Origin of the sequence: Phenylobacterium sp. (assembly GCF_025351295.1) — a bacterium.
Lineage (GTDB): Bacteria > Pseudomonadota > Alphaproteobacteria > Caulobacterales > Caulobacteraceae > Phenylobacterium.
The window spans coordinates 1-24,945 of record NZ_JANXWD010000022.1 but is presented as its reverse complement, the minus strand read 5'-3'; the positions used below and the strand labels follow the sequence as shown (position 1 = coordinate 24,945).

Sequence of the window (24,945 nt, the reverse complement as noted above, 5' to 3'; positions counted from 1 at the left end):
GCCGCCGACTCTAACCGCTGAAGATCCAGCCGGGCGGCAGGGTGTCCAGCGAGACGCCGACCAGGGTCATCTGGCCGCCGTCGGCGAGGGTGATGACGGTGTCCGCGCCAACCTGGGCGACGGTGAACTGGGCGCCGGCGTCGACCTGTACCCGGTCGCCCTCGCCAGCATTGAACGCGATCACGACGTCGTCGCCGGTATTGGGCGAGGCGACGAACAGGTCGGCCCCCAGGCCCCCGTCCAGGGTGTCGTGGCCGGGGCCGCCGATCAGGGTGTCGGCGCCCTCGTCGCCGCGCACGATGTCGTCGCCGGGTCCGCCCTGCATGAGATCGTCGCCCAGGCCGCCGCCGACCGTGTCGTTTCCGAGGTCGCCGAACAACAGGTCGTTGCCGGCGCCGCCGAACACCACGTCGTCGTCCTTGCCGCCCCGCACCCAGTCGTCGCCCGCGCCGGCGTCGATCGTGTCGCGGCCCATGTTGCCGTTGATGTCGTCGTGGCCGACCCCGCCGTTGACGACGTCGTCGCCCGCCTCGCCACGCAGGTAGTTCTCGCCCTGGCCGTCAGAGATGGAGTCGTCGCCGCCGCCGCCATAGATCTCGTGATGGCCCTGGCCGCCGATCACCGTGTCGGCCCCCTCGCCGGCGTGGATGGTGTCGTTGCCAGAGCCGGCGTCATACTGGTCCGCGCCCGAGGACAGCGTCACGTCCTCGTCGTCCAGCCCGGTCACCGGCGCCCCGTGCGAGAACGCGGCGCCCGTCACGGTCCCGGGATCGATGCCCTCCAGCCTGACCACCGACTGCGCGCGCATGGCGAAGACGAAGACGTCCGAGCCGACCTTGATGGAGGCGTATTCCACGCCGCCGGCGAAGGCGGTCTGCGCCATGTCGTAGGCGGTCTCGTAGTCGGCGGCGACCGAGGAATAGAGCGAGTCCACGTCCTGCGGCTCCGATCCGCCGAACATCAACCGGTCCTGCGGCGAGAAGTCGGTGATGGTGTCCACCGCGGTCGGATCGAAGATCGCCAGGTCCGAGGGGCTGTCCCCGGCCTCGACCACGAACAGGTTGACGCCCCCGCCGCCGGTCAGCGTATCGCCGCCGGAGCCGCCGATCAGGGTGTCGGCGCCGGCGTCACCCACGAGGTCGTCCGCGTCATCGGTTCCGATCAGCTCGGCCATGTCATCCCTTCCGCGACGTACGGAAGCGGAGACTGCGCAGGCTAGTTTTTAAGAGTGGTGAATCGGCAATCCAGCGCCCGCACTTGCGGACGTGCAGTCGGCCAGGGTGCGGCCGCGGACCACGATGGCGTCGTCGTAGGAATAGTGGAGCCGGCCGGCCGCGTCGCAATAGGGCTGTTGGCTGATCGTCTTGGCGAAGACGTAGAGATCGGGCCCCACCGCCACCACGGCGATGTTGGCGCCGCCGACGCCGATCGCGTCCCGCGCCGCGATGTCGGCGGCATCGGGCGCTGTCGGCCGTGAACGCTACTCCGGCGGCAAGGGAGCTTGAACCTCACGCCGCCGTCAAGTCCGCGCGCCTACCGCGTGAACTTGTGGAACTTGATGCGGTGGGGGATCAGGCTGTCGGCGCCCAGGCGGCGCTTCTTGTCCTCTTCGTAGGCTTCGAAATTACCCTCGAACCACTCCACGTGGCTGTCGCCCTCGAAGGCCAGGATGTGCGTGCAGAGGCGGTCCAGGAACCAGCGGTCGTGGCTGATGACCACGGCGCAGCCGGCGAATTCCTCCAGCGCCTCTTCCAGGTTCTGCAGGGTCTCGATGTCCAGGTCGTTGGTCGGTTCGTCCAGCAGGATGACGTTGCCGCCGGTGGTCAGGGTCTTGGCCAGGTGGACGCGGTTGCGCTCGCCGCCCGAGAGCAGGCCGACCTTCTTCTGCTGGTCGCCGCCGCGGAAGTTGAACGAGCCGACATAGGAGCGGGTGTTGATCTCGCGCTTGCCGACCGCGAGGATGTCCAGCCCTTGGCTGACTTCCTGCCAGACCGTCTTCACCGGATCGAGCGCGTCGCGGCTCTGGTCGACATAGGCCAGCTTCACCGTCTCGCCGACCCGGAAGGTGCCGCCGTCCGGCTGCTCCTGGCCGGTGATGATCTTGAACAGGGTCGACTTGCCGGCGCCGTTCGGCCCGATCACGCCGACGATGCCGTTGGGCGGCAGGGTGAAGCTGAGATCCTCGAACAGCACCTTGTCGCCATAGGACTTCGACAGCCCCTTGGCCTCCAGCACCAGGTTGCCCAGGCGCGGGCCGGGCGGGATCTGGATGGTGGCGAAGCTCTGGGCGTCGCGGGTGTTCTCCTGCTCGCGGACCATGTCGTCATAGGCCGCCAGGCGGGCCTTGGACTTGGCCTGGCGGGCCTTGGCGCCCGAACGCACCCACTCCAGTTCGCGGGTCATGGCGCGCTGGCGGGCGACGCTCTCGGACTGTTCCTGCACGACGCGCTTGGTCTTCTGCTCCAGCCAGCCGGAGTAATTGCCCTCGTAGGGGATGCCCTTGCCGCGATCCAGCTCCAGCGTCCACTTGGTCACCTGGTCCAGGAAGTAGCGGTCGTGGGTGACCAGGATCACGCAGCCCGGGAAGGCCTCCAGGTGGTGCTGCAACCAGGCCACGCTCTCGGCGTCCAGGTGGTTGGTGGGCTCGTCCAGCAGCAGCATGTCGGGCTTGCTCAGCAACAGGCGGGCCAGCGCGATGCGGCGCTTCTCACCCCCCGACAGCTTGTCCACCGCCCAGTCGTTGGGCGGGCAGCGCAGGGCGTCTGTCGCCATCTCGATCTTGGAGTCGATGTCCCACAGGTCGCCGGCGTCCAGCTTCTCCTGGAGCGCGGTCATCTCCTCCATCAGCTCTTCGGTGTAGTTCTCGCCCATCTCGACGGCGACGGCGTTGTAGCGGTCGAAGATCTTCTTCTCTTCGCACCAGCTGATGACGTTGCCCCAGACGTCGAGGCTCTCGTCCAGATGCGGCTCCTGCTCCAGGTAGCCCATCTTGATCCCGTCGGCGGCCTTGGCCTCGCCGCCGAACTCCTTGTCGATCCCGGCCATGATCTTCAGCAGGGTCGACTTGCCCGAGCCGTTGACCCCGACCACGCCGATCTTGGCGTCGGAATAGAACGACAGCCAGATGTTCTCGAACACCTTCTTGGGGCTGCCGGGGTAGGCCTTGGTCAGGCCCTGCATCTGATAGATGTACTGCTGCGCCATGGGGCGTCCGCGCTCGCTCGGTCGGAGTGTGGGGAATTCGAGCGGGGGAGATAGCGGCCAGCGGGCCTCGGCGCAACGCGGCGGCTTGGCATGGCCCTGCGAAAAGCCGGAAGAGGGCCCGGCCGCGCTCGGCCCGCGCCGCCTGCGAGGCCCTGCTGGATCGCACATCCCGCGTCGCCGCCCAGGAACCTAGGCCGACGTTCTGCGCTCTGATTGCGGAGAGGCCGAGAGCCTCGCAGTGACCCATGCAAGGAGAGCGACATGCACAAGGACGAAGCCAAGGGCGCCGCCAAGGACATCGCAGGCTCGGTCAAGGAGGGCGTCGGCAAGGCGACCGGCAATGACCGCCTCGCCGCCGAAGGCGCGGCCGAACGCGTTGAGGGCAAGGTCCAGAAGGGCGTCGGCGCCCTGAAGGACGCCGCCCGCGACGTGCTGAAGAAGTAGCCTCAGACCCACAGCAAGCGGGGCCGCGCCGGGATCCGGCCGCGGCCCCTTTCGCGTTCTGGGCTCAGGCCTCCGCGTCGATCTCGGCGAAGGTCTTGCCGCGGGTCTCCTTGGCGACCAGGGCGGCGACGAAGCTGATCGCGGCGGCCGCGCCCACATAGATCGACACGCCCAGGGCCGACTGCGTCTGGTGCAGGATCGCCACCGCGATGATCGGGGCCAGCGACCCCGCCACGATCGAGGTAGCCTGGTAGGACAGGCTGGCCCCCGAATAGCGGATCCGGGTGGGGAACATCTCGCAGATGAACGCCGCCTGCGGCCCGTACATGGCGGCGTGGAAGATCAGCCCGACCACGATGGCGGCGATCACCAGCGGCGTGGCCCCGGTGGCCAGCAGGTTGAAGAACGCGAAGGCCCAGAGGCCGGTCCCGGCCGCGCCGATCGCATAGACCGGCCGCCGCCCGATCTTGTCCGACAGCATCCCGAACAGCGGGATCGCGCAGAACTGCACCGCCGACCCGATCAGGATGGCCCGCAGCGCCGCCAGCCGGGTGAGGTGTACCTGCTCGGTCAGGTAGACGATCGAGAAGGTGGTGATGATGTAATAGCAGATGTTCTCCGCCATCCGCAGGCCGGCGCCGGTCAGCAGCGCCCGCGGCCGGGTGCGGATCGCCTCGATCGCCGGCGCCCGCTCGGCGCGCGCCGCCGCGGCGGCCTGCGCGAACACCGGGCTCTCGGCGATCGAAGAGCGAATCCACCAGCCGATGGCGATCAGGCCCACCGACAGCAGGAACGGCAGGCGCCAGCCCCAGGCCAGGAAATCGGCCTCGCTCTGCAGGGCGGCCATCACCAGCAGGACGGCGGTGGCGACCAGGTTGCCGGCCGCAACCCCGGCCTGGGGCCAGCTGGTCCAGAATCCCCGCCCGGCCGGCGGTCCATGCTCGGCGACGATCAGCACAGCTCCGCCCCACTCCCCGCCCACGGCGAAGCCCTGGACCAGCCGCAGGGCGATCAGCATCAGCGGCGCGGCCAGCCCGATCTGGCCATAGGTCGGCAGGCAGCCGATCAGCATGCTGGAGACGCCCATCAGGATCAGGCTGAACATCAAGAGCCGCTTGCGCCCGATCCGATCGCCGAAGTGGCCGAACACCAGTCCGCCCAGCGGCCGGGCGAAGAAGCCCAAGGCATTGGTGGCGAAGGCCAGCAGGATGCCGGTCAGCGGGTCGGCCTTGGGGAAGAACAGCTTGCCGAAAACCAGGGCCGCGGCGCTGCCATAGAGAAAGAAATCGTACCACTCGATGGTGGTGCCGATCAGGCTGGCGGCGATGACCTTGCGCAGGCCGACACGGGTGTCCGAAGCCATGCTGGCCCTCCCACCGGCCTCTGGCGGGTCGGTGTTGGGGACTGTCCGGGGACCCGCCTGCGAAAGCAATAGGCGCCGGCGGCTCCTGGTCGCACCCAGGTCCGGGTAGGGTTGACGTTAACGATTGTGCCGCCACATTGCGCCCTTCGTCACCGACGGCCCCGAGTGCGTCTCTCGACGCACTCAGTTCTCTCTTCAAGTGTTTGGGCCTTCCTGCGGAAGGCCCGAGGAGGCACGCACATGCCCAACCTCGTCCGCCGCAGAGACCTGCTCTGCATGGGATCCGCCGCCGGCCTCGCCGTCATCGCCGCGCCCGCCTGGGCGCAGAGCATCGACGCCATCCTGCAGCCGCGCCGCGCGGTGCTGGACAACCTCCACACCGGCGAAACCTTCAACGAGGTCTACTACGCCAACGGGACCTACCTGCCCGACGCCCTGGCCGAGGCCACGCGGGTCATGCGCGACTGGCGCACCGGCGACGAGCATTTCATCGACCCCAGCCTGTTCGACGTGCTGCACGCCATCGGCGGCCGGCTGGAGACCCGGCAGCCGTTCAAGATCATCTCCGGCTACCGCTCGCCCAGGACCAACGCCATGCTGCACGCCCGCAGCCACGAGGTCGCCGAGGGCAGCCAGCACGTGCTGGGCAAGGCCATCGACGTCCGCATCGAGGGCGTCGACCTGGCCCACCTGCACAACGCCGCCCTGGACCTGGGCGCCGGCGGCGTCGGCTACTACCCGAGCTCGAACTTCGTCCACATCGACACCGGCCGCGTGCGCCAGTGGTCGGGCTCGTAGGGCGCGACCAGCTCGTCCCGCTCATCCCGGCGAAGGCCGGGACCCAGATCGCAAAGCGTAGACGTGGGACGAACGTCAGCCGAGCTTGTCGAACCTGCCTCAGAGTTATGCCATCTGGATCCCGGCCTTCGCCGGGATCGGCGGCATTGGGGCTAGCATCGGCTCCCCACCCAGTCCACGAGCAGGTCGGCCATGGCATCGCGCTCCGCGCGGCTGTCCTCGAAGTAGTGGGCGCCCTTGATCAGCTCCAGCTTCTTGTCCGACGTGCCGATGTTGTTGAAGATCTTGTGGGCGTCGGAGGGGAAGACGCCGGTGTCCGCCAGGCCCTGGACCACCAGGCAGGGCAGGTCGAACTTGGCCAGCTGTTCGGCCCCCTGGCACTTGGACGTCTCCAGGCTCCACATGCTGAGCCAGGTCTTCAGGTTGTTCGCCCGCCCGATCGACGGGCTCTTGTTGGCCACCGCCGGGTGGCCGCGGTAGCAGGCCGGCGACTTGCGGTCCGACGGGTCGATATTGCCGTCCATGAACCGCAGGTCGCCCCAGCAGCGGAACAGCGGCATCAGCCGGTCCGGAACGCCCGCTGCGTTCAGCCGCGCCAGTTCGGCCTTGGCGTAGTCGGTGATCCGCTGGTTCCGCGCCCGCTGGGCGGCGCGGTAGCGGGTGATGAAAGCGTCCGAATAGGGCGGCCCATTGTCCGGGTTGAACGGGTTCAGGCTCTCGTCAGTGGCCACCGGATCGAACTCGTCGACCACCGAGGCGTCCATCCAGTCGGTCAGCACCTCGGGCCGGCCCTGGTGGGCGTTCAGCGAGATATAGAGGTCGGCCTTCGGCAGGGTGTTCAACGCCTCGAGCCCGGCGCCAGTGACCAGGTCGCTGAGGGTGGGCGCGATGGCCTCGGCCTGGTAGGCGCCCATCAGCGAGCCGCCGCCGGAGTTGCCCAGGATGACGATGGTCTCGACGCCGTTGGCTCGCAGCCAGCGCGTGCCGACCCCGATGTCGATCACCGCATGCTCCAGCAGGAACTGGTCCTCGGCCCCGCGGTAGCGGGTGTTCCAGCCCAGGAAGCCGTAGCCGCGGCTGGCCAGGTAGGGGGCGATGTAGTGTTCGGAGAAGTCGACGTTGTAGTGGGTGGCGATGAAGGCCGTCTTCGGCCGCTGGCCCTTGGGCGTGGTGTAGAGGCCCTGGCAGGGATAGCCGCCCGCCTGGATGCGCGGCGCGGTCGGCGAGACCGTCCCGATGAACTCGCGGTCCACCTTGGCCATCAGGTCGCTGTCGTCCATCGCCGCTCTCTCCCCTGGGTTGGCGGCCTCGCCGCTCGATAGAAACTTCGTAATCTAACTATTATCCCCGATCCAGGCCGAGGTTGGCTACGAGTTGCGATTGGATGACGGCCCTGAGCGCGCGCCAGGCCGTTTGGAACCGCAGAAAACGCAGAAGACGCAGAATTGCGCCGCGCCTTTGCGCGTTCTCTGCGTTTTCTGCGGTTAAATCTTGAGGGCGCTGACGCGTCTCAGGAGACGGGGGGTTCCAGCCGCTCCGCCAGGTCGATCACACGGGCCACCATCATGCCCATCAGCTGGGCCGGCAGGGGCTCCTTCAGGGCGCCTTGCGCGTCGAAGGCGGTCGCGGCGAAGGGGATCATTACCTGTTCGGTCGCCACGATGGTCTGGATCGTCGACAGGACGTGGCGCAGGTGGGTCAGGCTGCGGAGCGTTCCGAACGGGCTGATTGAAGCGCCCATGATGCCGGCGACCTTGTTGCGGAAACCGCTGATGATCGCGTGGCCAGGGACGGGCCGGCTGCCCCAGTCGATACTGTTCTTCAGCAGGGCGCTGATCGTGCCGTTGTGCTCGGGCGAGGCGATCAGCAAGCCGTGGTGGGCGCGCAGCAGCGTCTGCAGTTCCAGGGCGGCGGCCGGGAACTCATCCGGCTCCAGGTCGCCGTGGTAGATCGGCAGGTCGAAGTCGGTGAGCCGGATGGCGGTGACCTCGGCGCCCCGCGCCCGGGCCTCGCGCGCGGCCAGGTCGACCAGGGCCTGGTTCAGGGAGCCGGTGCGGGTGCTGCCGGCGAAGGCGAGGAGTTTCACGGTCATGGATGCAGGTCCTGGCGGATGCGGGTCAGACCGCGCTGTCGGTGGAGGCGTCGTCGTCGGCGGCCAGGTTGCGGCCGACCTGGGTGAGCGCCTTGCGCAGCACCGCGATCTCGCTGTCGGTCAGGCCGGCCAGGGCGATGGCGTTCACCTCGGCCACCGCCGGCAACAGCGTCGCCTCCAGCCTCCGGGCCTCTTCGGTCAGGAACACATGCGCCTTGCGCCGGTCCTCCAGGCTCTTCTGGCGGGTGACGAAGCCGCTGCGCTCCAGGCTCTTCAGGGCGATGACCGTGGTCGGCTCGCGCATGCCCACCCGGCGGCTCAGCTCGCGCTGCGTCAGGCCGTCCTCGCGCCACAAGACGCGCAGGAACCGCCACTGGCCGCTGGAGACCCCATGCGGGGCGGTGCGCACCTCCAGGGCGCGGGAAAAGGCGCGAAACGCGATCCGCGTCAGGTAGCCGATGCTGTTGGTTGGGTCGGCGTAGAATTCGACTGGGCTCATCGCACGACCATTCCACCCCCACGTGCGCCGGGCAATCACGCCCGTTGACAGTGTCGAGGCCTGTCCGCAAATACATAGCATACTAAGTTTCTGGATGGTCAACGATGCCGCTGCTCGGCCTGCCCCTGCTTCCGACGACGATTGTGGGCAGCTATCCCCAGCCCGACTGGCTGATCGACCGCGAGGGCCTCAAGAGCCGCCTGCCCCCACGGGTCCGCGCCCAGGAGCTGTGGCGCATCAAGGAGCCGATGCTGGCCGACGCCCAGGCGGCCGCGACCCTGGTGGCGATCAGCGACCAGCGACTGGCCGGGATCGACATCATCGGCGACGGCGAAATGCGCCGCGAGAGCTACTCCAACCGCCTGGCCACCGCCCTGGCCGGCATCGAGATCGACCCGCCCGGCATGGCCATGGACCGCACCGGCGCGATGAACCCCGTCCCCCGCGTCGCCGGCCCGATCCGCCGCACCGGCCCCATCGAGTCCCAGGACGCCGCCTTCCTGAAAGCCCGCGCCGGCGGCCCGGTGAAGATCACCATCCCCGGCCCCTTCACCATGACCCAGCAGGCGCAGAACGATCACTACCCCGACGCCCGCTCGCTCGCGATGGACTACGCCGACGCGGTCAACGCCGAGGCCCGCGACCTGTTCGCCGCCGGGGTCGACATCGTCCAGCTGGACGAGCCCTATCTGCAGGCCAAGGCGGACGAGGCGCGCAGCTTCGCCATCGACGCCATCAACCGCGCGGTGAAGGGCGTCGGCGGACTGACCGCGCTGCACATCTGCTTCGGCTACGCCCACGTCCACAAGGGCGCGTCGAAGCCCGGCGGCTACGCCTTCCTGGAGGAGCTGGAGGCGTCCGACGTCGACATCATCTCCATCGAGGCCGCCCAGCCCAACCTCGACCCGCGGATCCTGCGCGAGCTGCCCAGCAAGTACATCATGTACGGCGTGATCGACCTCAACGACCCTGGCGTCGAGACTGCCGAGACCGTGGCCGCCCGTATCCGCAGGGCCCTGCCCTACATCGACGCCGACCGCCTGATCATCGCCCCCGACTGCGGCATGAAATACCAGAGCCGCGAGGTGGCGTTCGGCAAGCTGAAGGCTATGGCGGACGGGGCGGCGATCGTGCGGCGGGAGCTGGCGGGCGGCTAGGATGGGGCCGATCCCGGCAGGACGCCCACGTGTTGATGGGGATCAACGACGGGGCGCCTGATCCTGGGCTCTGTGTGCGACGCTGCCGGACCGGCAACGCTATCGCGCACGGGAACCATGGCTGCCCGCAAACTCGCAGGGACCCAGAATCCGCGCTCCGGCGCGCTGGGGCCGCGATCCGCCGGATCCGTCCTGGCGTTTTGGCCTGACCTTCCTGTTGACGGCTCCGTTCTGGGCGATCAGTGCAGCGAGCGGGCGCCAGCTGATGCCGGGCTTGCCGGTCGCGGCCGTGGCCGTTGTCTGCCCGGCCCTCGCCGGGTTCATCCTGGCCTGCCGGCGCGGCGGACTGCCGAACGGCTGCGCGCTGCTGATACGCGCTTTCGACGTCGGACGGATCGGCGCGAAGGCGATCTGGCTGCCCATTCTGCTCATTTCGCCAGCCGTCGGCATCGTCGCGTTCGTCATCATGCGACTGGGTGGATCGCGCATACCAGACCCCCAGATCGCGCTGCCGAACGTGCTGGCCCTGTCCGCCGTCTTCCTCGTGAGCGGCCTCAGTGAAGAACTTGGATGGTCGGCCTATGCCCTGGATCCGCTCCAGGCGCGATCATCCGCGCTGGCGGCCGGCCTTCTGATCGGCGCCGTCTGGGCGATCTGGCGCTACCCGGCGCTGGTCCAGGCCCACCGCTCCGTCGTCTGGATCGGCTGGTGGACCTTGGGCACGGTCTCTATGCGCATCATCATGGTCTGGCTGTTCAACCGCACCGGCGGCAGCATGTTCGGCGCGGCGGTATTCCACGCCGTCAGCAATCTGTGCTGGCAGCTCTTTCCCGTTCAGGGCTCATGGTTCGATCCTCGGCTCCATGGCCTGCTCATGGCCGCCGTCGCCCTGGTCCTGGTGCTATGGTATCCTGGTCGAGGCCAAGTCGATCGCACACTGGCCCTGGCGCGCCTGGGGCCGTCCTAGGTCGCAGCCGGCGATACGCGCACCAGCCAATCGCGCAGGATCCGGTTTGTCTCCGCCGGCGTCTCCAGCGTCGGCAGGTGGCCGCAGTTGGCGATGACCTCCAGCCGCGATCTAGCAATCCCCGCCAGGATCTCATCCTGGTGCCCCCGGGTGGTGATGCCGTCATGGTCGCCGCGGATCAGCAGGGTCGGGACCTTGATGGCCGCCAGCGAGGGGCGGCTGTCGATGCGGCTCATGATGGCCCGCTGTTGCGCCAGGAAGCGGTCCGCGCCGGTGTCGGAGGCCATGTGCCGGATCACCGACGGCAGCACCTCGTCGCCGCGCCGGGAGGGGGCCACCAGCATGGGGATCCGCTCCTCGACCACACCGGCGAAGTTTCCCGCCTCCACCAGCCGGATATAGCCCTGCCGCCGCTCGGTCTGGGCCGGGCCGTCGGCAGACGCCAGGGTGGAGATCAGCACGAGGCTGAGCACGCGCTCCGGCTGCTGGCGCATCACCTCGAAGGCCGTGAACCCGCCCATGGCGTGGGCGACCAGGTGGAAGCGCGGCGGCGCCCCGGCCAGCAGGCGCGCGGCCATGCCGGCGATGGTGTCGTCGTGCAGGTGGTCGGCGACCTGCAGCTCGTAGTCGGGCGAGAGGGCGATGGCCTGGGGCGCCCAGACGTCCTCGGTCAGCAGCTGGCCCGAGGCGAAGACCACGGCGGGATGGGCGCTCATCAGACGATCCGGTTCAGGAGCGGCGCGCCGTGGGCAAGGCGGCCGCAGTTGTCGAAGGCGACTGCCAGGCTGCGGTCCAGGGTCTCCGGAGTCAGCCAGGCCATGTGCGGCGCGACGACGACATTTGGCAGGGCCAGCAGCGGATTGGCCGGATCGACTGGCTCCTGGGCGAACACGTCCAGGCCGGCCCCGCGCAGATGGCCGGACGTCAGCGCCGCCAGCAGGGCCTCCTCGTCCACCAGGTCGCCGCGCGCGGTGTTGATCAGGATCGCGCCCGGCTTCATGGCGGCCAGGGCGCGGGCGCCGATCAGGCCGTGGGTCTCCGGAGTCAGGGGCAGGTGCAGCGAGACGATGTCGGCCTGGGTCACCAGGGTCTCGAAGGTCACGAAGCGGCCGGGCAGGTCCGGCTTGGCGCTGCGCGCCGCATAGATCACCGTTGCGCCCAGGGCCTCCAGCGCCCGGCCCAGCCGCGAGGCCGAGCTGCCGTAGCCGACGAAGCCCACCGTGCGCCCGGCGATCTCGCCGGTCCCGTCGATCTGGTCGAGGTCGGGCGCCCAGCCCCCGCCGGCCCGGGTCAGCGGGTCGAGGTAGGACAGCCGGCGCAGCACCGCCAGCATCAGGGCCAGCGCCATCTCGGCGACCGCCTGGCTGTTGGTTCCGGGCATGTTGGCCACGGCCACGCCGGCGGCCTTGCAGGCTTCCAGGTCGATGGTGTTGACGCCGACGCCCAGCTTCTGCACCAGCTTCAGCTTCGGCCCGGCGGCGAGCGTCGCCGGCGTTACCCGCTTCAGCACATGCAGCAGGACGTCAGCGTCGGCGATCTCGCGGGCGAACCCGGCGTCGTCGGTCTCGTCGACCGCCACCGCCTGGACGCCGGCCGCGGCGGCGTCGCGCGCCAGGGCCGCCTGGAAGCCCGCGCTGGCGCGGTACTGCAGCACCGCCTTCATCGCAGGGTCTCCGCCACCGAGGGCGCGAAGGCCGAGGGGCCGGCATAGACGGCATCCGCCCCCATGGCCTCTTCGATCCGCAGCAGCTCGTTCCACTTCGCCATGCGTTCCGACCGCGCGAAGCTGCCCACCTTGATCTGGCCCGCATCCCAGCCGACCGCCAGGTGGGCGATGGAGACGTCCTCCGTCTCGCCGGACCGCGCCGAGACGATGGCGCCCCACGACAGCGACCGCGCCGCGTCCAGCGCCGCCTTGGCCCGGCTGACCGTGCCGGCCTGGTTGACCTTGACCAGCACCGCATTGCCCGCGCCAGCCGCCGCCGCCCGGCGCACCCGCGCGGCGTCGGTCACCAGGATGTCGTCGCCGATCAGCTGGGTCGTCGCCGCGAACGCTTCGGTGGCCAGCCGGAAGCCCTGCAGGTCGTCCTGGCTGACGGGGTCCTCGATCGACAGGATCGGATAGCGCCGCACCCAGTCGGCGACCCGCTCGACCATGCCCTCACGGCCGAAGTCGGCGTCGTCCAGGCCGAGGCGATAGCGGCCCTCGGCATGCAGCTCATTGGCCGCCACGTCTAGGGAGATGAACACGTCCTCGCCCGGCCGGTGGCCCGACCGCTCGATTGATTGCACCAGGGTGTCCAGGGCTTCCTCGTTGGACGCGAACATCGGCCACCAGCCGCCCTCGTCCGCCGCCCCGGCCAGCCGCCCGGTATCGGCCATCAAGGTCCCGGCGGCGCGGAACACGTCGGCGGCGATCTCGAAGGCCTCGCGGATGCTGCCCGCCCGCGGCGCCATGATCATGAAGTCTTGCACGTCGGTGCGCCGCCCGGCGTGGGCGCCGCCGCCGAAGATCTGGATCTCCGGCAGGGGCATGCGCACCTTCCGCCCTGCGGCCAGATAGGCCCAGCGCGCCAGCCCCGACCCGGCCGCCGCCGCGTCCAAAACCGCCAGCGACACCGCCACGATGGCGTTGGCCCCCAGTCGCGAGAGATTGGCCGTCCCGTCGAGCTCGGTCATCGCGGCGTCGATCCCGGCCTGGTCCGTGGCGTCCAGGCCCGCCAGCCGTGCGGCGATCTCGCCATTCACCGCGGCCACCGCGCCGTCCACGCCCAGCCCGCCAAAGCGAGGCCCGCCGTCGCGCAGTTCCCACGCCTCATGCGCGCCCCGCGACGCGCCGGCAGGGGCATGCGCCCGTCCGTAGGCGCCGCCCGCCAGGGTCACCTCAGCCTCCACGGTCGGACGGCCTCGCGAGTCCCAGATCTGTCGCGCCCGGACGGCGGTGACGGTGGTCTTCATCGCGCCTTCAGGCCCTCGTTCCAGTCCGCCGCCAGGGCCGCCATCGTCCCCGGCTGGCCGGCGATCAACCGCCGCGCCGCGCCGCGCACCAAGCCGCGGTCGGCGTCGCTCTGCAGATAGTCGGCCGGCGACTTGCCGTCGACACGCGCCAGCAGGACGGCGGCGGTGAGCTGCGCCGCGCGCGCCTCCAGCCTGTCCGCCGGCTCCCAGTCCACCCCTGGAAGGTAGCCGGCTTGCAGGGCCGCGAAACTGGCCAGGTAGGCCGCCGTGTGCGCCGGCTTCCAGACCGCTTTCAGCAGCAGGTGCGCCGAGCAGAACGCCAGGTCGAAGGCCGGGTCGCCGTACCACGCGCACTCGGCGTCCAGCAGCACCGGGCCGGCCGGGCCATGCAGGATGTTCTTCGGGCTGACGTCACCGTGGACGAGGGTTATCCGGGCCGCGGCCGTGCGGTCGGCCAGCGCGACCAGCCGGCCGGCCAGGTCCGGGTGGGCCAGGGCCGAGTGGCGCAGGAACGGGGCCAGCCGCAGGTCCTCGAACAGCGCCGTCGTCCGGAACCGCGCCGCGATCTCCGCCTGGCCCGCGCAACCGGCATGGACCTTGGCCAGCATCGCGCCCACCTGGCCGGCGAAGGCGGCGTCGACCCGCCCGGCGGCGAGGTCCGCCTTCCAGATGCTGTGGGTCACCGGGTCGTAGAAGCTCATCACGAACAGACTGGCCGCGCGGTCCTCGAACAGCACCTGCGGCACCGCCTCGCCCACCAAGGCGCGGGCGGTCAGCAGCCACTCCACTTCATAGTGCGACCGCTCCACCGGCGCACGCCAGTCGGCCGCCACCCGCAGCTTGGAGAGCGCCCGCTTCACGCAGACCGGACCCTGCGGCGTGTCCAGGCGGAAGACGTCGCTGGAGACCCCGCCGGTCAGGGCCTGCAGCTCGACCCGCGCCTCGGGCGCCAGGAAGCCCCCCGCCTTCAGGGTGTCCACGATGTCCGCGTCAGCCGGCATACTGGAATAGTTAGAGCTCTAAGCGTCGCCGGTCCAGACGCCCCGCGCGGGATTGCCGCAAGCGTCAATCAAATTGACGGCGGAACGCCACGGGCGTTTACTGCGGCCACAAATGCGATCGGGCGCAGGCTCGACCAAGGTCTTCGGAGGACGTCATGACGAGCTCGGCCAACAGCCAATTCGATATCCGCGGCGTCAACCACCTGGCCCTGGTCTGCAAGGACATGGCCCGGACCGTGGAGTTCTATCGCGACATCCTGGGCATGCCGCTGGTCAAGACCATCGACCTGCCGGGCGGGCGCGGCCAGCATTTCTTCTTCGACATCGGCAACGGCGATTCCCTGGCCTTCTTCTGGTTCCCGGAGGCCCACGAGGCAGTGCCGGGCGTGTCCTCGCCCAAGGCGCTGCCGACCAAGGGCGACTTCACCTCGGCGCATGGCTCGATGAACCACATCGCCTTCAACGTGCCGGCCGAGAAGTTCGACGACTACTACGCCGCGCTGCAGGCCAAGGGCGTCGAGGTCACCCAGATCCTCAACCACGACGACTCGCCCAGCCAGTCCAGCGCCGAGCTGCACGAGGGGGTGTTCGTGCGCTCGGTCTATTTCTTCGACCCCGATGGCGTCTGCCTGGAGTTCGCCTCCTGGACCAAGACCTTCGACGCGGGCGACGTGGCGCATGAGGCGGTCGACGCCGGCGGGGTCAAGTCGCGCCGTGTGGTGCTCAAGGCCGAGGCCATGCTGGCGGAGAACGACGTCCGGGCGCTCGAACCCGCCAAGTAGGGCGCGCCGCGACAATCCCGCCACACCTCCGGGAAAGCCGCGTCGGCCCCCACCTCCGGCAATTGACAGAAACACTTAGCAATCTAATGATATCGGCCTAGACGCTGTGAAGCTTGGCGCAGATGGCGGGTCGCCACCGCTGTCCGCAACCTGCGGCGGCCTCGGACTGGCCGCATGGGAGCGTCAAGTAAATTGACATTTTGTGCGGATGCGCGCAGGTTCCGAAACGAAGTTCGATCAACAGAACGACGACAACGAGAAACATAGGGGGAGGCCGGGAATGATCGCCCGCATTCTGTTTTCAACCACGATGCTGGTCAGCGCCATCGCGAGCGCGGCCATGGCGGCCGACGCCGCCGCGCCGTCCACCCTGGGCGAGGTCGTCGTGACCGCCCAGAAGCGCGAGCAGAAGCTGCAGGAGGTCCCGATCTCGATGGAGGTCATCTCCGGCAGCAAGCTGGCCCAGTACAGCACCAACGATTTCAAGCAGATGGTGAAGTTCGCGCCGAACGTGTCGGTCGAATCGACCGCCGGCAACGACGTCATCTACATCCGCGGCTTCGGCTCGCCGCCGGCCAACTTCTCGTTCGACCAGTCGGTCAGCCTCTACATGGACGGTGTCTACGCGGGCAAGAACCGCCAGGCGCAGTCGCCGTTCTTCGACCTGGCGCGGGTCGAGGTGCTGCGCGGTCCGCAGGGCGCCCTGTTCGGCAAGAACACGCCCGCCGGCGCCGTCTCCATCGTCTCGGCCGGCCCGACCGCCGAGCGCGAAGGCGAGATCACCGCCTCCTACAACTTCGAGCTCCAGGGCACGGAGATCACCGGCCATGTGGCCGGCCCGGTCACCGACACCCTGAGCGCCCGCCTGGCCGTGCGCTTCGTCGACCAGGACGGCTACATCAACAACCGCGCGAACGGCGCCGATGAGCCGCAGAACAGGATGCAGTTGGCGCGGCTGACGCTGCGGTACACGCCGATCGAGACCTTCGACTTCACGCTGAAGGCGGAATACGGGAACCGCGAGGTCCGCGGCGGCATGAACGTCTCAAGCCCGCTGACCACCGAACAGCAGCCGCGGGACTTCCGCTATTCCACCGTCAACCCGATCGGGCCGGAAGGCACCAAGGACACCTCCTGGATGGTGTCGGGCACCGGCAATCTGAAGCTGGGCGATTTCACCCTGACGTCGATCACCGGCTACTCGTTCTTCCGGTCCAACATCGTCAACAACTTCGATCAGTCCCTGCCCGCCGGCGGGACGGTCCGCAACAGCGTCTACAACAGCTATCCCGAACACTTCCGGCAATGGTCGCAGGAAGTCCGCCTGCTGTCGCCCACCGGCAAGCGGCTGGAGTATGTGGTCGGCGCCTACTACGACACCTCGCTCTATCAGCTGACCCAGCTGGGCGGGTTCGACGTCAACCTGCCGGGCGTGCTGGTGTACTACGGCCTGCTCAACACCGAATTCCGCCAGCGCAGCCAGACCTTCTCGGTGTTCGGCCAGGGCACCTTCCACATCACGGACTCGCTCCGCGTGCTGGGCAGCCTGCGCTATACGAACAACGACAAGCGGGCGATCTTCTACGGCCGCCTCCGCTACGGCCCCTTCGCGCTGCGGCCCGTCAACACCCGGGCGGTCGGCGAGATCAACGGCGAGGACAACCTCGATCCGTCCGGCACGATCCAGTACGACGTCGCGCCCCAGATCATGGTCTACGCCACCTACGGGCGCGGCTCGAAGTCCGGTGGCTTCGTGTCCAACACCTACGGCACGACCAGCGCCACCTTCGTCTATCGCCCGGAAAAGTCGGAAAACTACGAGGCGGGGATCAAGTCTACCCTGGCCGACGGCCGGCTGGTGGTGAACGTCTCGGTCTACGACACCAAGTTCAAGGACCTGCAGGTGTCGGTCTACAACCCGACGATCTCGACCTACCAGACGGGCAATGCGGCCAGCGCCAGCTCCAAGGGCGTCGAGGGTTCGGCCGCCTGGTACCCGATGAAGGGCCTCGATTTCACCCTGGCGGCCGCCTACCAGAAGGCCAAGTACGACGACTATCCCGGCGCCGCCTGCCTCGCCACCCAGCCGATCACCGCCTGCAACGCCGCCTCGCCGGCCAGCATCGCGGCCAACAACATCGGCGGCGCCCCGCTGCCGTACACCTCGAAGTTCAGCTACAATCTCTCGGGGCACTATCGGTTCGAGATGCAGGGCGACATGGTGCTCGACACCAGCGCCTCGCTGTACGGCCGCTCGAAGTACTTCGACTCCGACAACCAGAGCCCGCTGTTCGGCCGCCAGAAGGCCTACACCAAGGTCGACGCCCGGGTGCAGTACGGCCCGTCCGATGAGCGCTGGCACGTGGCCGTCACCGCTAAGAACCTGTTCGACAAGAAGACCACCGGCAGCGCGTTCAACCTGCCCTTCCCGATCACGCCGGTGGCGCACGCCATCCTCTATCTCGAGGAGACCCGCAGCGTCGCGGTCGAGGCGGGCGTGAAGTTCTAATCGAAGGCGCGGCGGCGAGCATGGCTCAAGGTTCCGGCCAAGAGGCGCTCGCCGTCCGCACCGCGCTCTGCGACCTGGTGGTCGCCTATGCGATGGCGCTGGACGCCTGCGACTGGCCGGCCTTCCGCGACCTGTTCGAGGACGAGATCGACCTCGACTACAGCGCCCTGGGCTCGATCCGCGGCCGGATTCCGGCCGACGCCTGGGTGGAGCGCTGCAAGGTGCTGGGCGGCTTCGACGCCACCCAGCACAAGGTCTCCAACTTCGTGGTCGAGGCCGGCGTCGACGCGGCGCGGGTGACCTCCTACGTCGACGCCGCCCACTTCATCGGCGCGCTGGCGGGGTTCGCCTGCGGGACCTATGTGCACGAACTGGCCCACCACCCTGGCGGCTGGAAGATCCGCGGCTGTGCCTTCGCGGTGGCTGGCTATGCCGGCGGCCGGGCGGCGTTCGACCAGGCCTTCGACGCGGCGCGCGCCGCCTATGCCGCGAGAGGCGCCCCATGATCGACGTCCACTTCGTGCCGACCCCCAACGGGCACAAGGTCAGCATCATGCTGGAGGAGACCGGCGTCGCCTACCGGCTCATCGCCTACGACATGCTGGGCGGCGATCACCTGAAGCCCGAGTTCCGGCGGGTGAATCCCAACCATCGCCTGCCCGCGATCCTCGACCACGACCCGATCGGCGGCGGCGGCGTGCCGTTCGCGGTGTTCGAGTCGGGCGCCATCCTGCTCTATCTGTCGGACAAGGCCGGCGGCGCCTTCATGCCCGCCGATCCGCGCCGCCGCTCGCTGGCCCAGCAGTGGCTGATGTGGCAGATGGCCGGCTTGGGCCCGATGCACGGCCAGGCCCACCACTTCATCCGCTACGCGCCCGAGGGCCAGGACTATGGCATCGCCCGCTATGGCAATGAGGCCAGGCGGCTGCTGGCGGTGCTGGACCGCCGGCTGGGCGAGGCCGAGTACCTGGCCGAGGAGTACTCCGTCGCCGACATGGCCACCTGGCCCTGGGTGCGCGCCACCCGCGCCATCGCCCTCAGCCTGGACCCCTACCCCAACATCGGCCGCTGGTTCGAGGCGGTGGGCGCCCGGCCTGCGGTCATGCGCGGCACCGAGGTCAAGAACGCCCCCAACCTCTCCAGCCTCCGCCCGACCCTGACCCCCGAGCAGTGGTCCAACCTGTTCGGCGAGAACATGCTGAAGGGCAGCGAAGGTTAGGGCTCGAGGCGCGCAGCCGAATATCTCCTCACCCGTAGGGGGAGGGGGACCGCGGAACGCGGTGGAGGGGGTGCGCCGCCGCCCAGACCTATCCTGCAAGCCCCCTCCACCATTCTGCGAATGGTCCCCCTCCCCCTACGGGTGAGGAGACTTTTGAGATCGTGAGGCTCGTGAATCCCTTCCGCACATCTCGTAGCCCTACGCGTGAGGAGAAGCGGCGTCGGGGGAAATGGCGATGACCCCGACCCTCAATTCGCCATGGTCCCGCCGTCGACGGTGATGTCGGCGCCGGTGATGAAGCTGCTTTCGTCGGAGGCCAGGAACAGGGCGGTGGCGGCGACGTCTTCGGGCTCGCCGATCCGCTTGATCACCTGCCGGGCGATCGCGCGCTCGGTCCATCCGGGCTGGGTCATCAGGGGCTCGGTCTGCGCCGAGCGGATCATGCCGGGCGAGATGGTGTTGGCGCGGATGCGGTGCGCGCCGCCCTCGGTGGCGTACTGCCGGGTCATGGCGGTGACCGCGCCCTTGGCCGCCGAGTGCGCCAGCATCCCCTGGCCGGTCGAGCCCTTCTTCGCCGCCGTGGAGGCGATGTTGATGATCGAGCCCCCGCCGCGGGCGACCAGATGCGGCCAGGCCGCCCGGCACAGGTGGAAGATGATGTTCACCTCTTCGCGCTGGGTGCGGTCGAAGGTCTCGAAATCCATCTCGGGGATGAAGGCGAAATAGGCCATGGCGGCATTGTTGTAGACGATGTCGAAGCCGCCGAATTGCGCCAGCGCGAAGGCGACCACCTGCTCGGCGCCCGCGGCGACCGAGAGGTCCACGGGCTGCAGCGAGACCATCTCGCCGCCGGCGGCCTTCACCTCGTCCGCCACCGACCCGGCGCCGCGATTGAGGTCGCAGCCCACCACCCTGGCCCCTTCGCGGGCGAACATCAGCGCCGCGGTGCGGCCCATGCCGCTCCCGGTGCCGGTGATGATCGCCACCTTGCCGGCCAGACGTCCCGCCATTTTCGTCCTCCCTCATGTCCCGCTTTGTTGGCCGGCATCGTAGTCCCGATCGCCGGAAACCGTAAACTTGATTGACACCCAAGGGTCGCGGCCTACCTTGCCCGCAAGGCGTGGAACAGCGCCGCCAGGGAGTGTCATGAACCAGGCCGCGAGCGCCGTCCTCAGCCCGTCGGGGGCCGCCGTGCGCCGCCCCGGCCGGACCCTGGCGCTGGCCATGCTGATGGTCGTGGGCACGGTCAATTTCGTCGACCGCCAGATCCTCTCTGTCCTGGTCGAGCCGATCCGCGCGGATCTCCACCTCAGCGACACGCAGATCGGCCTGCTGACCGGCCTGAGCTTCGGCCTGTTCTACGCGGCCATGGGGGTGCCGGCCGCCATGCTGGCCGACCGCGTGCACCGTGTCCGCCTCGTGGCCGTCGCAGCCCTGATCTACAGCTTTTTCACCGGGGCCAGCGGCTTCGCCGCCAACTTCTGGCAACTGGCCCTCGCCCGCTTCGGGGTCGGCGTGGGCGAGGCCGGGGGCACCGCGCCGTCGCTCTCGATCCTGGCCGACTACTATCCGCCCGCGCAGCGCCCGGCGGTGATCGGCCTGTTCACCGTCAACGGCCCGATGGGGGTGTTCGTGGGCGCCAGCCTGGGTGGCTGGGCGGCAGGCCAGTTCGGCTGGCGCGGCGCCTTCCTGGCCGTCGGGGCGCTCGGGGCGCTGGCGGCCCTGGTCCTCGCCGTCGTGGTGCGCGAGCCGAAGCGTGGCGGGCTCGACCCGACGCCCACGCGCGCCCCGTCCGCGGACGCCGGCCGGCTCGGACCCACCGTGCGGCTGTTCCTGTCGCGCCCGACGCTGCGCCTGCTGCTGGTGGCCAGCGGCCTGTCGGCCTTCATCAGCTACGGTATGCTGAACTGGATCCCGGCCTATCTGATGCGGGTGCAGCACATGCCGCTGGCCGAAGTCGCCCGCTGGTTCGGACCGGCCGCCGGCCTCTGCATGGGCCTGGGCATCTGGGGCGGCGGGGCGCTGGTCAACTGGGCCGGCCAGCGCAGCGTCAAGGCCTATGCCTACGTCCCTGGCCTCGCCGTCCTGATCACCGGCCCCACCCTGGCCCTGGCGGTGATGGCCTCGTCCTGGCAGGCCTCGCTGGCGCTGATGCTGGTCCCGATGATCGGCTGCACCATGTTCACTGCGCCGGTCCTGGCGCTGGTCCAGAACCTGTCGCCGGTGGCCTCCCGCGCGACGGCGACGGCCCTGGTGCTGCTGGCGTTCAACATCGTGGGTCTCGGCGGCGGGCCGCTGGCCATCGGCATGCTGAGCGATGCGCTCGCCGCCGCCCATGTGGTCGATCCGCTGCGGGTCGCCCTGATCTCAATCGCCCCGGTCGCCGTCCTGGCGGCGCTGGGCTATCTGGCGGTCTCGCGGGTGGTGGTCCGCGACACCGCCGACGTCCTGCGGGAGAGCCTGGCGTGAAAGACCTCAAGGACCAGACCGCCTTCGTCACCGGCGGCGCCAGCGGCCTCGGCCTAGCCACCGCCCGGGCCCTGGCCGCCCGGGGCGCGCGCCTGATCCTCGCCGACATCGAGGCCGCCAAGGTCGAGGCCGCGGCCGCCGAGCTGCGCGCCACGGGCGCCGACGCCATCGGCCTGCGGCTCAACGTCGCCGAAGAGGCCGAATGGGCCCGGGTCGGCGAGGCGGCCGGCCGGTTCGGCGAGGTCAGCGTGCTCTTCTCCAACGCCGGCGTTGGCGGCGGGTCCGGCAAGTTCGAGACCTACGACACCGAGGTCTGGCGCTGGGCCTACGCAGTCAACGCCCACGCCCACCTCTACGCCTGCCGCACCTTCCTGGGGGCGATGAAGGCCAGCGGGCGGCCGGCGCACCTGGCGCTCACCGCGTCCATGGTGGCCATCGTGCCGCCGCCGATCTCGGTGGCCTACATCTCCTCGAAGTTCGCCACCCTGGGCATCGCCATGGCGCTGCGTAACGAGCTGGCCGACACCAACGTCGGCATCTCGGTCCTCTGCCCCGGCATGTCGGCGACCAACATCGTCGCCACCACCCAGAAGCTGCGCCCCGGCGCCACCGAACAGGGGGGCGCGGCCCAGACCGCCCAGAACATGAGCGGCGTCCTGGCCGGCGGCATGTCGCCGGAGAAGATCGGCCAGCGGGTGGTCCGCGCCATCCAGGCCGGCGAATTCTTCATCTTCACCCATCCCGAGTGGAAGGGCATGGCCGAAGCTCAGTTCGCCGAGATGCTGGCCGCCTTCGGCGAGTCCGCCGACCCGGGTTACCGCGGCGACGACATCGCCGGCCTGATCGCCGCCAACGGCGCAAAGCGCATGAACGTGGCCGTGAAGGCCTGACCCAACCGACGACCAGGGAGACTTCAGCCATGTCCGACGACACCGCCATGCGGGCCCTCGCCAAGCGCTTCTTCGACTGCGTGGAGGCCGGCGATATCGACGGGCTGGTCGCCTGCTACGCGCCCGACGCCGAGATCTGGCACAACACCGACCGCCAGATCCAGGGGCCCGAGGACAACCGGAAGACCCTGGCCGGCATGGTCGTCCGCATCGTCGACCGGGTCTATGCCGACCGCCGCGTCGAGGTCTTCCCGTCCGGCTTCGTCCAGCAGCATGTGCTGCAGGGCGTGCGCAAGCACGACAACGTCCGCGTCGAGCTGCCGGCCTGCATCGTCTGCGCGGTGAGGGACGGCAAGATCACCCGCCTGGACGAATATTTCGACTCCGCCGGCGTGGCCGAGTTCCGCAAGTTCGCCTGACCCTCACATCGCCAGACCCTCAAGCCCTGGATTTTCCCATGCCCGTCCTTCGCCAAGTCCCCCGCGCCGAGGTCACAGACCCGGTGATCACCACCTACTACAATCGCCTGTTCGGCCCCGATCGCGATCCGGTCGCCAGCCCCGGCACCGCCACCGGCACGCCCGGCGACTGGTGGACGGTGTTCGCGCTGGCCCCCGACATCTTCAAGCACGCCGTGGACGGCTTCGCGGTCTACCGCCACCCGGACCGCAAGATCGACCCGGTGCTGCGCGAGCTGGGCCAGACCCGCGCCGGCTGGGTGAAGGGCAGCCAGTTCGTGTTCTCCCAGCACTGCAAGTCGCTGCGCGGCCTGGGCGTCTCCGACGACAAGATCGCCGCGGTGCCGCACTGGCAGGTGTCCGACGTGTTCAACGACCAGGAACGCGCCGTCCTGGCCTACGCCGACTGCCTGACGGCCGGCGACGGGCGCACGCCGACCGAGGTGTTCGACAAGCTGAAGACCTTCTGGAGCGACGAGCAGATCTTCGAGTTCACCTACATCACCACCCTCTACGCCATGCACGCCGTCATCACCCGGGCGCTCAAGATGGAGTTCGACAACCGGCCGGACCCCATCGTCGAGGTGGCCGCCCCCGAAGGCTTCAAGGCCCAGGACTTCCTCAGCGCCCCGCGGCCGGCGGAGAGCTGACGTATGGCGGCGCTGGCGTTCGACTTCCCGGCGCTCGCCAGCGCGCCGCTGTGCGTCGCCGACTTCCGGGTCGAGGGCGGCATCATGCCGATGGGCCAGTCGCCCTGGACCGCGCGGCGGATCGGCTACGTCACCGGCGGCCGGTTCGAGGGTCCCCGGCTGACCGGCGAGATCCTGCCCGGCGGCGGCAACTGGTCGACAAGCGGCGAGATCGCGCCCGGCGAGGCCGCCGGGACCTTCGACGCCCGGGTGGTCTGGAAGACCCACGACGGGGCGCTGATCTACGTCACCTACACCGGCCGCACGGTGGTCAGCGAGGCGGTCAGCGCCCGCTTCCGCGACCCGGCCGCGCCCGAGGTCCCGCACGGCGAGTACTACATCCGCATCGCTCCGGTCTTCGAGACCGCCGATCCGCGCTACGCGTGGCTGAACGGGGTGCTGGCAGTGGGCTGCGGCCATCGCACCGACACCGGGATCCGGCACTCGATCTTCGCCATCCTTTGATCCGGCGGCCGGGTTGGGCCTAACTGTGGCGCAACAACCAGGAGGATCCGCCATGGCCGACACCGCTCCCGATACCGGCACCCCCGATCTGCTGTCCAGCCTGGACGCGGGCGTGCTGACCCTCACCCTCAACCGGCCGCAGGCGCGCAACGCCATGAGCGGGGCGATGAACGACGCCCTGGCCCAGCAACTGGCCTGGGCCGAGCTGGCGCCGGCGGTGAAGTGCATCGTGCTGACCGGCGCCGGCCAGGGCTTCTGCGCCGGCGGGGACGTGAAGGGCATGGCCGGCCGGGGCGAGGGCTCCGGCGCTGGCCCGACCCTCGACGAGGCCATCCACCGCCAGCGGGGCAACCAGCGCGCGACAGCCGGCAAGCTGTTCAAGATGCCCAAGCCGACGATCGCCGCCCTGCCCGGCCCGGCGGCCGGCGCGGGCCTGTCGCTGGCCTTGGCCTGCGACCTGCGGATCATGGCCCGCACCGCGATCATGACCACCGCCTTCGCCAAGGTGGGCTTCTCGGGCGACTACGGCGGGACCTATTTCCTGACCCAGCTCGTCGGCGCGGCCAAGGCGCGGGAACTCTACTATCTGTCCGACCGGGTCAGCGCCGACGAGGCCCTGCGCCTGGGCCTGGCCAACTGGGTCTGCGAGCCGGAAGAGCTGGCCGCGAAGACGCTGGAGATCGCCGGCCGCCTCGCCGCCGGCCCGACCGTCGCCTACCGCTACATGAAGGAGAACCTCAACCGGGCCATGACCGGCGACGTCGACGACTGCCTGGACCTGGAGGCCACCCACCACGTCCACTGCGGCCAGACCCACGACCACCGCGAGGCCGCCAAGGCCTTCGTCGAGAAACGCCAGCCGGTGTTCAGCGGCCGCTAGATGTGTGGTCCCGGGATGAGCTGGTGCGGGTCGATCTTGAAGATTGACGGGGTTTTGGTCCAGGCCTCGCAGATCACCTGGTAGGGCGTTCGCCATCGCAG

General features: G+C 69.4%; 26 protein-coding genes and 1 pseudogene. 14 read left to right on the top strand and 13 right to left on the bottom strand.

What is annotated here, in order from left to right:
- Positions 1-10 precede the first annotated feature (10 nt).
- From Q0R13_RS03490 to ettA, 3 genes are all read right to left on the bottom strand, one after another.
- Positions 11-1,174, bottom strand: a complete 1,164-nt coding sequence (locus tag Q0R13_RS03490; RefSeq protein ID WP_293899538.1) for a calcium-binding protein — start codon at positions 1,172-1,174, stop codon at positions 11-13.
- A gap of 48 nt (positions 1,175-1,222) precedes the next feature.
- Entirely contained in the window at positions 1,223-1,399 is a 177-nt protein-coding gene (locus Q0R13_RS03485; protein ID WP_293899535.1) for a hypothetical protein, read from the bottom strand.
- Between the two features lie 134 nt (positions 1,400-1,533).
- Entirely contained in the window at positions 1,534-3,204 is a 1,671-nt protein-coding gene (gene ettA, locus Q0R13_RS03480; RefSeq protein ID WP_293899532.1) for an energy-dependent translational throttle protein EttA, read from the bottom strand.
- Positions 3,205-3,465: 261 nt separating this feature from the next.
- Between ettA and Q0R13_RS03475 the strand changes: the two genes are divergently transcribed.
- The gene (locus Q0R13_RS03475) at positions 3,466-3,648 is read left to right on the top strand and encodes a CsbD family protein (RefSeq protein ID WP_293899529.1); all 183 of its coding nucleotides are present in this window, start codon (positions 3,466-3,468) and stop codon (positions 3,646-3,648) included.
- Positions 3,649-3,712: 64 nt separating this feature from the next.
- Here the strand turns inward: Q0R13_RS03475 and Q0R13_RS03470 are convergent, their stop codons facing one another.
- The gene (locus Q0R13_RS03470) at positions 3,713-5,011 is read right to left on the bottom strand and encodes an MFS transporter (RefSeq protein ID WP_293899527.1); all 1,299 of its coding nucleotides are present in this window, start codon (positions 5,009-5,011) and stop codon (positions 3,713-3,715) included.
- 240 nt (positions 5,012-5,251) lie between these two features.
- Here Q0R13_RS03470 and Q0R13_RS03465 point away from each other — a divergent pair, with 240 nt between their 5' ends.
- Positions 5,252-5,809 (top strand): DUF882 domain-containing protein, encoded by a 558-nt coding sequence (locus tag Q0R13_RS03465; RefSeq protein ID WP_293899525.1) that lies wholly within the window; start codon positions 5,252-5,254, stop codon positions 5,807-5,809.
- Between the two features lie 152 nt (positions 5,810-5,961).
- Here Q0R13_RS03465 and Q0R13_RS03460 read toward each other — a convergent pair whose 3' ends face one another.
- From Q0R13_RS03460 to Q0R13_RS03450, 3 genes are all read right to left on the bottom strand, one after another.
- A complete protein-coding gene (locus Q0R13_RS03460; protein WP_293899522.1) occupies positions 5,962-7,089 on the bottom strand; it encodes a hypothetical protein in 1,128 nt (375 codons plus the stop codon).
- A 230-nt stretch (positions 7,090-7,319) separates the two neighbouring features.
- Entirely contained in the window at positions 7,320-7,901 is a 582-nt protein-coding gene (locus Q0R13_RS03455; protein ID WP_293899519.1) for an NAD(P)H-dependent oxidoreductase, read from the bottom strand.
- A 25-nt stretch (positions 7,902-7,926) separates the two neighbouring features.
- Positions 7,927-8,400 carry a MarR family transcriptional regulator gene (locus tag Q0R13_RS03450; RefSeq protein WP_293899516.1) on the bottom strand — a complete coding sequence of 158 codons (474 nt, stop codon included), beginning with the start codon at positions 8,398-8,400 and terminating at the stop codon, positions 7,927-7,929.
- Between the two features lie 104 nt (positions 8,401-8,504).
- Here Q0R13_RS03450 and Q0R13_RS03445 point away from each other — a divergent pair, with 104 nt between their 5' ends.
- Complete coding sequence (locus Q0R13_RS03445) at positions 8,505-9,557, top strand: hypothetical protein (protein WP_293899513.1); 1,053 nt, start codon at positions 8,505-8,507, stop codon at positions 9,555-9,557.
- A gap of 274 nt (positions 9,558-9,831) precedes the next feature.
- Positions 9,832-10,524, top strand: coding sequence for a CPBP family intramembrane glutamic endopeptidase (locus Q0R13_RS03440; protein WP_293899511.1), 693 nt, complete (start codon positions 9,832-9,834; stop codon positions 10,522-10,524).
- Here Q0R13_RS03440 and Q0R13_RS03435 read toward each other — a convergent pair.
- Genes Q0R13_RS03435 through Q0R13_RS03420 form a run of 4 tightly spaced genes read right to left on the bottom strand, consistent with a single transcriptional unit; the run spans position 10,521 to position 14,483 of the window.
- On the bottom strand, positions 10,521-11,240 hold the full coding sequence (locus tag Q0R13_RS03435; RefSeq protein WP_293899508.1) for an alpha/beta fold hydrolase: 720 nt from the start codon (positions 11,238-11,240) through the stop codon (positions 10,521-10,523). The genes Q0R13_RS03440 and Q0R13_RS03435 overlap by 4 nt on opposite strands.
- Entirely contained in the window at positions 11,240-12,187 is a 948-nt protein-coding gene (locus Q0R13_RS03430; protein WP_293899505.1) for a 2-hydroxyacid dehydrogenase, read from the bottom strand. Before Q0R13_RS03430 ends, Q0R13_RS03435 begins: the two co-directional genes overlap by 1 nt.
- The gene (gene eno / locus Q0R13_RS03425) at positions 12,184-13,482 is read right to left on the bottom strand and encodes a phosphopyruvate hydratase (protein ID WP_293899502.1); all 1,299 of its coding nucleotides are present in this window, start codon (positions 13,480-13,482) and stop codon (positions 12,184-12,186) included. The genes Q0R13_RS03430 and eno overlap by 4 nt, the downstream gene beginning before the upstream one ends.
- Positions 13,479-14,483: an aminoglycoside phosphotransferase family protein gene (locus Q0R13_RS03420; protein WP_293899499.1), complete on the bottom strand. Its 1,005-nt coding sequence runs from the start codon at positions 14,481-14,483 to the stop codon at positions 13,479-13,481. The genes eno and Q0R13_RS03420 overlap by 4 nt, the downstream gene beginning before the upstream one ends.
- A gap of 155 nt (positions 14,484-14,638) precedes the next feature.
- Between Q0R13_RS03420 and Q0R13_RS03415 the strand changes: the two genes are divergently transcribed.
- The 4 genes from Q0R13_RS03415 to Q0R13_RS03400 all read left to right on the top strand — a co-directional run bounded on the left by Q0R13_RS03415 (position 14,639) and on the right by Q0R13_RS03400 (position 18,993).
- Positions 14,639-15,265, top strand: a complete 627-nt coding sequence (locus tag Q0R13_RS03415; protein ID WP_293899496.1) for a VOC family protein — start codon at positions 14,639-14,641, stop codon at positions 15,263-15,265.
- Between the two features lie 280 nt (positions 15,266-15,545).
- The gene (locus tag Q0R13_RS03410; protein WP_293899493.1) at positions 15,546-17,774 is read left to right on the top strand and encodes a TonB-dependent receptor; all 2,229 of its coding nucleotides are present in this window, start codon (positions 15,546-15,548) and stop codon (positions 17,772-17,774) included.
- A 20-nt stretch (positions 17,775-17,794) separates the two neighbouring features.
- Complete coding sequence (locus Q0R13_RS03405; RefSeq protein ID WP_293899490.1) at positions 17,795-18,280, top strand: nuclear transport factor 2 family protein; 486 nt, start codon at positions 17,795-17,797, stop codon at positions 18,278-18,280.
- On the top strand, positions 18,277-18,993 hold the full coding sequence (locus Q0R13_RS03400; RefSeq protein WP_293899487.1) for a glutathione S-transferase N-terminal domain-containing protein: 717 nt from the start codon (positions 18,277-18,279) through the stop codon (positions 18,991-18,993). Before Q0R13_RS03405 ends, Q0R13_RS03400 begins: the two co-directional genes overlap by 4 nt.
- A gap of 248 nt (positions 18,994-19,241) precedes the next feature.
- On the opposite strand, the gene Q0R13_RS03395 is transcribed toward Q0R13_RS03400, so the two are convergent.
- Positions 19,242-20,003: an SDR family oxidoreductase gene (locus Q0R13_RS03395; RefSeq protein ID WP_293899484.1), complete on the bottom strand. Its 762-nt coding sequence runs from the start codon at positions 20,001-20,003 to the stop codon at positions 19,242-19,244.
- Positions 20,004-20,139: 136 nt separating this feature from the next.
- Between Q0R13_RS03395 and Q0R13_RS03390 the strand changes: the two genes are divergently transcribed.
- The 6 genes from Q0R13_RS03390 to Q0R13_RS03365 are packed head-to-tail and all read left to right on the top strand — an operon-like array spanning position 20,140 to position 24,844.
- Entirely contained in the window at positions 20,140-21,462 is a 1,323-nt protein-coding gene (locus Q0R13_RS03390; RefSeq protein WP_293899481.1) for an MFS transporter, read from the top strand.
- The gene (locus tag Q0R13_RS03385) at positions 21,459-22,352 is read left to right on the top strand and encodes an SDR family NAD(P)-dependent oxidoreductase (protein WP_293899478.1); all 894 of its coding nucleotides are present in this window, start codon (positions 21,459-21,461) and stop codon (positions 22,350-22,352) included. Before Q0R13_RS03390 ends, Q0R13_RS03385 begins: the two co-directional genes overlap by 4 nt.
- Before the next feature lie 29 nt (positions 22,353-22,381).
- Positions 22,382-22,771, top strand: a complete 390-nt coding sequence (locus Q0R13_RS03380) for a nuclear transport factor 2 family protein (protein ID WP_293899475.1) — start codon at positions 22,382-22,384, stop codon at positions 22,769-22,771.
- Between the two features lie 38 nt (positions 22,772-22,809).
- A complete protein-coding gene (locus tag Q0R13_RS03375) occupies positions 22,810-23,460 on the top strand; it encodes a carboxymuconolactone decarboxylase family protein (protein WP_293899472.1) in 651 nt (216 codons plus the stop codon).
- Between the two features lie 3 nt (positions 23,461-23,463).
- Positions 23,464-23,964 (top strand): DUF3237 domain-containing protein, encoded by a 501-nt coding sequence (locus Q0R13_RS03370; protein WP_293899469.1) that lies wholly within the window; start codon positions 23,464-23,466, stop codon positions 23,962-23,964.
- Positions 23,965-24,016: 52 nt separating this feature from the next.
- Positions 24,017-24,844 carry an enoyl-CoA hydratase gene (locus Q0R13_RS03365; RefSeq protein ID WP_293899466.1) on the top strand — a complete coding sequence of 276 codons (828 nt, stop codon included), beginning with the start codon at positions 24,017-24,019 and terminating at the stop codon, positions 24,842-24,844.
- Here Q0R13_RS03365 and Q0R13_RS03360 read toward each other — a convergent pair.
- A pseudogene (locus Q0R13_RS03360) lies at positions 24,841-24,945 on the bottom strand (IS481 family transposase); the annotation flags it as partial. The gene Q0R13_RS03365 and the pseudogene Q0R13_RS03360 overlap by 4 nt on opposite strands.